7 protein-coding genes are annotated in these 6,804 nt (G+C 38.1%); all 7 read right to left on the bottom strand.

Annotated elements, in window-relative coordinates; translation table 11 throughout:
* Positions 1-40: 40 nt before the first annotated feature.
* Complete coding sequence (locus AB7942_RS20365; RefSeq protein WP_369448288.1) at positions 41-763, bottom strand: ABC transporter ATP-binding protein; 723 nt, start codon at positions 761-763, stop codon at positions 41-43.
* Entirely contained in the window at positions 756-1,577 is an 822-nt protein-coding gene (locus tag AB7942_RS20370) for an ABC transporter ATP-binding protein (RefSeq protein WP_369448289.1), read from the bottom strand. Before AB7942_RS20370 ends, AB7942_RS20365 begins: the two co-directional genes overlap by 8 nt.
* Positions 1,556-2,545 (bottom strand): branched-chain amino acid ABC transporter permease, encoded by a 990-nt coding sequence (locus AB7942_RS20375; RefSeq protein ID WP_369448290.1) that lies wholly within the window; start codon positions 2,543-2,545, stop codon positions 1,556-1,558. Before AB7942_RS20375 ends, AB7942_RS20370 begins: the two co-directional genes overlap by 22 nt.
* Before the next feature lie 18 nt (positions 2,546-2,563).
* Positions 2,564-3,436: a branched-chain amino acid ABC transporter permease gene (locus tag AB7942_RS20380; RefSeq protein WP_369448291.1), complete on the bottom strand. Its 873-nt coding sequence runs from the start codon at positions 3,434-3,436 to the stop codon at positions 2,564-2,566.
* Positions 3,437-3,534: 98 nt separating this feature from the next.
* A complete protein-coding gene (locus AB7942_RS20385) occupies positions 3,535-4,629 on the bottom strand; it encodes an LLM class flavin-dependent oxidoreductase (RefSeq protein ID WP_369448292.1) in 1,095 nt (364 codons plus the stop codon).
* A gap of 116 nt (positions 4,630-4,745) precedes the next feature.
* Positions 4,746-5,525 carry an SDR family NAD(P)-dependent oxidoreductase gene (locus tag AB7942_RS20390; protein WP_369448293.1) on the bottom strand — a complete coding sequence of 260 codons (780 nt, stop codon included), beginning with the start codon at positions 5,523-5,525 and terminating at the stop codon, positions 4,746-4,748.
* A 128-nt stretch (positions 5,526-5,653) separates the two neighbouring features.
* Positions 5,654-6,445 (bottom strand): IclR family transcriptional regulator, encoded by a 792-nt coding sequence (locus tag AB7942_RS20395; RefSeq protein WP_369448294.1) that lies wholly within the window; start codon positions 6,443-6,445, stop codon positions 5,654-5,656.
* Between the last annotated feature and the right edge of the window lie 359 nt (positions 6,446-6,804).

A 6,804-nucleotide genomic window follows, 5' to 3' on the forward strand; every position in this document is an offset into this window, starting at 1 on the left:
ATATTTCCTCCATAAAAGAGTTGGTATATTATAGCCTATCCTATACACTTAGGTATTGTTGAACGAGCTCCTCGTTATCGAATAATTCGGATCCCTTGCCCAAGTAAACGGTTTCACCCTTGTTTAAGATATATTGCCGATGTGAAAGCACTTTTGATAGCCTTAAACTTTGTTCGACGAGTATGATCGTAATACCATCGTGATAGAGGTGCTCAATTGCTTTTGTCAGTTCCTGAACAATAATCGGTGCCAAACCCTCACAAGGTTCATCTAATAACAATATTTTTGGATCCCCCATCAATCCTCTTCCGATGGCCAACATTTGCTGCTCTCCCCCGCTTAAATGTGTTCCTTTCTTATTTTGATACTCTTTTAAAATAGGAAAGAGTTCATATACTCTATCCAAATTCCATGACCTATTCTTTCGGTCTGTTTTTGATATAGATAATTCGCCAAGCAACAGATTTTCTTTAACAGTTAAAGTAGATAAGATTCTGCGTTCTTCTGGTACGTAGCTAATTTTATATTTGGACAAAATTTCACACGGTGCTGTATCGTTTAAACGGTGACCCTCAAAGAAAATATCACCTTTTTCCACATTGACTAAACCCATAATGCTTTTTAACGTTGTTGATTTCCCAACACCGTTTCTTCCAATTAAACTCACAACCTCTCCCTTTTTAACTTCGATGGATAACCCATGCAAGGCTTGAGCTTTACCGTAAAATGAATGAATCTGGTGGACTTCAAGTAGGTTACTCATGAGCTTCCTCCCCTAAATAAATCTCTTTAATCCTTGGATCTGATTTGATATTTTCAGGAACATCCTCCATAAATACTTTTCCGTAGTAAATAACAGATATCTTATCTGAAATGGAAAAGACAATGTCCATATCGTGTTCAATAAATATGACGGTAAGATGGAGGTTGCGCGCCAATGAAGTAATCAATGACGCCATTTTTTTACTTTCCTCTTTGGATAACCCTGCGGCGGGTTCGTCCAACAACAACATTTCCGGTTTACCTGCAAGGCATAAAGCGATCTCCACTTGCCTTTGCTCGGCATATGACAAACTGGAACTAAGGGTGTCTTTCACTTGAATTAATTGACATTGTTTCAACAAATTCCAAGTTTCTTCTTCGATTTCATGAAAAGAATCAACGTTTTTCCAAAAGGTATACTGTCCCTTATGGTTCGCTTGCACAGCAAGTCTCACATTTTCATAGACAGTATGTCCGAAAAAGATATTCGTAATTTGAAAAGATCTCGAAATTCCAATTTTTCGTTTCTTATTCGGAGAGAGCTTAGTGATATTTTTGTGTTTAAACCAAATATAACCTTCGTCGGGAATTAGTTCGCCACTTAACAGCTTGATCAGCGTTGTCTTCCCCGCCCCGTTTGGACCGATAATTGCCCTGACTTCACCTTCATGGACATTCAAGCTAATTCCGTGGATCACTTGATGTCCTTTGTAAGAGTAAGTAAGGTTTTCTGCAACGAATAAATCTTTACTTCTTATTCCCTTCGGGGATTCTGCCGATTCAACGAATTGCTTTACTTCGATTTGTTCAACCATCCAAACGCCCCCTTAGGAAAAAATAAAACGACGATAATATACAAAATTCCGATGATAAACATCCAATTTTCCGTGAAAGATGAAGACCAATCTTTAAACCAAACGAAAAAAGTTGCCCCTAGCATCGGACCAAAAATCGTTCCCATTCCACCGACTAATGTCATCAATAATATATCTCCGGATTTAACCCAACTGATATTGTCAGCGATGACGTAAGATTTTAAGAGAAAATAGAGAAGCCCCGAAATAGAACTAAAAAACGCTCCAAACATAAACACTTGAATTTTAACCCGATACGAGTTAAAACCTAAAAATATTGCCCGACTCTCGTTTTCCTTAATTGCTACTAAAATTTTACCGAATGGAGAATTAATAATTTTTCTTAAAACAAGATAAGATAGTATTAAGATTACTCCAGTTAGGACAGTCAAATTGCCAGGATCTTTTAAATCAACGGTAAAAACAAGATTCATTGTTAATGGATCTACAATTGTTTTTCCGTCATGCCCACCGGTGTATTGTCTCCAATTTACAGCCAGGGTCCAAAAAAACTGTCCAAAAGCAATCGTCAACATAGCAAACTGAATACCTGAAAATCTACAATTGACCAAAGCAATGATAAAGGCAATCACCATCGTGATCATTATAGAAACGAAAAGCGCCAATAGGAGAGGGTAGTGAAAATCGACAAAAAGAGTTGCTGCAACTAATCCGCTGATGCCAAAAAAGATGGCATGTCCTAAACTTAAAAGCCCTGTGTAACCAAGAAGTAAATCCAAACTTATTGCCAGCAAGGCAAAGATCATCATTTCGGTCACTAATCTTTGATAAAAGGAGTCAGCAAATGTCACCGTCAAAACGACCGAACTGGCGATAAATAAACATATCCACCAATCTAATTTCATGAAATCGAACTTCTTCCTTTGAATAAGGGTTTTGCTCACTAAATCAGTATGTTCCATAGACATGAGGCCTTTCCCCTTCCATTAAATCAATTCCCTTTTGAAAAATTTAGCGATTCCGTCCTTATTCACCATTAATATGGAGAACATTACCAAATAAATAATGATGATCGATAGATTTGGGAAGAAAACACCGCCGATGATTTCTACGAATCCTAGTATGAATGATGCAATGATCGCACCGGATAAACTGCCCATCCCACCAATTACAATGATGATGAATAAATGAATAATGATGTTCATCCCCATTTGCGGAGAAATAGATAAATAAGGTGCACTCATAATCCCTGCAAACCCCGCTAAACCTATGCCAAGCCCAAATACAATCATACCCGTTTTTTTAACGTTAATTCCCAATGCCGTAGCCATTTCACCGTCTTCCGTGCTGGCTTTGATCTTTATCCCAAAAGTCGTTTTTGAAATCAATAAGTAAATGAGTATGCAGGTAATCAATGAGATTACCGTAACAAAAATCCTATAAACTGGGTAATCAAAACCGAAAATTGGAATAACTCCTGACAAAAATTCAGGTGGTTGAACAATATGCGTATCGTTGCCCCAAATCATATTCACGGCATTTTCAATGACTAAAGCGAGCCCAAACGTGAGAAGAATATATTTTAATTCATCGTTTTCTTTAAGCTTTATCGAAATCAGCTTTTGAAAAACAATTCCGATGACGGCAACTATAATCGGTGCCAAGATCAGGGCTAAAATAAATGAACCCGTGACTTGGTAGATCAAAAATCCAATATAAGCACCAATCATATAAAATGATCCATGGGCGAAATTAACCAACTTCATGATTCCGAATACAATGACTAACCCAGATGCGATCAATGCAAGCAATAAACTGTACGATATTGCATTCAGTATTTGGATGCTAAGTAGTCCCATAATTAGCCTCCTTTCAAAGGTTAAGTAACTAGATAGTATTTGGGATGGGATGAAATTTCTGCTTCCATCCCATCCATGAAAATCTAATTCATTTTTTGTTAGATTTGAACCTTTCGGTTGTGCTTTAACCTTGGGAGTACCTCTTCTTGGAGAAGTCTCATCGATTTAAACCATACGTCTTTGTTCTCGCCGTAATCGTAGCATGTTACTAGTAAAGTTCCAAAACCACCTGCAGCTTCATAGAGAGCGTCTAATTTTTTCGCGACCGTTTCCGGTGAACCAACATACCAATTATGTTTTGCCAAATATTCCGGGGTTATGGCTTCATCCGGGACATCCTCTTGATGTTTTACGCGATAGGTCATTTTAGCATTAGTCAACAATGGTATATAATATTCTCTATTAAATTCTCCCATCATTCCGTTTACCGCCAAATCTATCGCTTCTTCATCCGTATCTGCAACAAAAACATGCTGCGCAACTCTCCAGTCTTCACGATTAGCGGTTTTTCCGCCAATGGTTGCCCCCTCCTGGATCGTGTTCCAATGATAGCCAATGGAATCGGGAGTCACTCCTAAACTCATAGGCATAAATCCATATTGCCCCGCTAGCTTTAAAGTAGCTGAATTTGGGCTTGTACCAGCTATTCCAATTGGAGGGTATGGTTTTTGATAAGGGTACAGATGCATTTCGAATAAACCGCCATACATGGGTTCTATTCCATTCGCATCCCAATATTTCCCTCTGTATTCAAAAGGTTCTTTCTCTGTCCAAATCTTAAACATAATCTCGAGTGCTTCAAAAGTCATTTCACGATGCTCGCCTGACTTCCAATCTACGTTAAACAATTCCCAATCCCCAGGCAATTGGCCCGGTGCAACCCCAAGCATGAGTCTTCCTTGTGCCAGGTGATCCAAATAAGCAATACGATGTGCCAGTTCTACAGGATGATGGTATGGCAATAAATGGGCACCAGGAGCCAATTTAATATTTTTGGTTTGCAATAAGGCTTGGGCAATGACTAAATCAGGAGATGGAATCGGCTCATATCTCGTTGTATAATGCTCTCCAATCCAAGCTTCAGCGTAACCTATCTCATCCCCATAACGAATCATTTCCAAAACCGTTTGTGTTGCATCATACGGTGTGGTATCCGGTGAAACCGCTGGCATTAAAAAAAGTCCTAATTTCATAATTTTCCCTCCTGAGTTTTAGTAGACTCTAGCTTTTTGGTTAATTGGAAGCGTGAACAAATCTTCCCTTTATTTTTTAGAAACATCCCAATAATCGCCGAGAAGGCACATTCTTACTAGTCAAAAATTAAAGGACGCGGCAGCTTAACAAAGGAAGCACCATCAACCATCATTGAATCCCCGCTTATATAGCTGGATTCATCAGATACTAAAAATAAGCAAGCATTCGCAATATCTTCAGCCGTTCCAATCCGACCTAGCGGTTGATAATCAAGAGTTTGTTTGAATGCATCTTCCGGTAAATCGGCATATAAATTTTTCTGCATAGGAGTATCTATGATCCCTGGACAAACGGCATTGACACGAATCTTTAAGGGTCCACAATCCAAAGCCATTTGACGTGTTAAAGATGTAATAGCACCTTTTGATGCCGTATAAGCCGCTAGGCGTGTAATCGTTCTGTAAGCCACCCAAGAAGCAACATTGACAATTGAACCACCGCCGCGTTTTGCAATTTCCGGAATGGCATATTTCGAACAAAGAAACGTACCTTGTACATTGACCTTCATTAGTTTTTGCCACTCTTCCAGTGACGTTTCCATTACAGACTTGCGAAAACTAATTCCTGCGTTATTGACCAGACCGTCAACTCCACCATAATGACTTACGGTTGCTTGAATCATATTTTGTACATCCTTCTCGTCAGCAACATCAGTTTTTATAAATATTGAATCGATACCGGCAGATTCAAACTCATCCAAAGCTTTTGATGCAACTTCTTCATTTAAATCAGCAATGACAATCTTTGATCCATGTTCTCCTAATTTTCGTGCTACTTCGTTTCCAATCCCTTGACCGGCTCCTGTGACGATCGTTACTCTATCTTTTAAACGCATTATTTTTCATCCCTTCCCTATCTCCGTTAGAGTTCGATTCCATTATACTCAGCACGGAAATTGAAAAATTCAAATGAAGCAAGCTCTAAGACCACCGACACGTGATATGACCAAGTTATTTCCCTCCTTTATTTCGATACAGTCATTCTATTTTCGAATCCAATTTGCTCACTAATTTCGGTTGCCGTTTCCTTAACCAGTTTGACTAAATAATCCTTTCGTGGAGCCACCCGTGAAACCGGAGCTGATATACAGATCCCAGCTACCACCTCATGACGGTTATTTTTTATCGGAGCAGCGATTCCAATGATTCCCTCCAAACTCTCTTCATTGGTGATCGAAACCTCCTCCTGGCGAATACGTTTTAATTCCTTTAAAAAAGTATCAAAGTTAGTAATAGTATAGGGTGAAACTGATGGCAAGCCTGCTTGTTCAATAGTTTTTCTTTGTTCGCTAGGGTCTAAATAGGCCAACATCAATTTACCAATACAACTACTGTGAATAAATCTTGTTGCCCCAACAGGGATATTTAACCTAACCGATTCAGTTCCCTCCACGTTGTCGATGTAAAAAAGATGATCCCCTTCCAGAACCCCAAGGTAGGTATCCTCACCTGTTAATTGGGATAATTTCTCCATAGTAGGTCTTGCATGTTTTTGAATGGTATGTTCGGAAATAATTACTGCACTCAATTTAATTAAGGACGGACCTACTTTATATTTTTTTTCGTTTTCTAAATAAGTAACATAACGTTTTTTGACCATTTGCTGTAAGAGTGTGTACACGCTGCTTTTCGCCGGTTTGTCTAATTCATCCATAATCTTCATCATGGGAAACCCTTCCGGATTTTTAGACAAAACCTCCAATATTTCAAAGATTCGATGCATCGATCGGAATGTAGAATTTTCTTTCCCTTCCAAAAGATAAACCTCCTTTTCCCGTTCATCACCTTGACAGATAAATATAAAACAATCTCAAACGTAAATCTTAATAATATAAGACGTCTTAGATTATCATTAATTAAAAACCTAAGTTCATATATATAAACAAAAAAATATTCCTTAAAAATAACTAATATAATCTTTTCATAAAGACTTCTTTTTGTGGAACAAAGCACATTATTTTCATTTAAAATCAAAACTAGCATACCTAGTCCACACTCTTAAATATAAGTTCATATATATGAACAAAAAAATTATAATTATTCAGTTTTTAATAAACTTTTCTAGACATTAACAGAGGATCGTGAGAAGGAAGTACTTCTACGTTCATTCGTTTC

The sequence above is a fragment of the Neobacillus sp. BF23-41 genome (assembly GCF_041106275.1).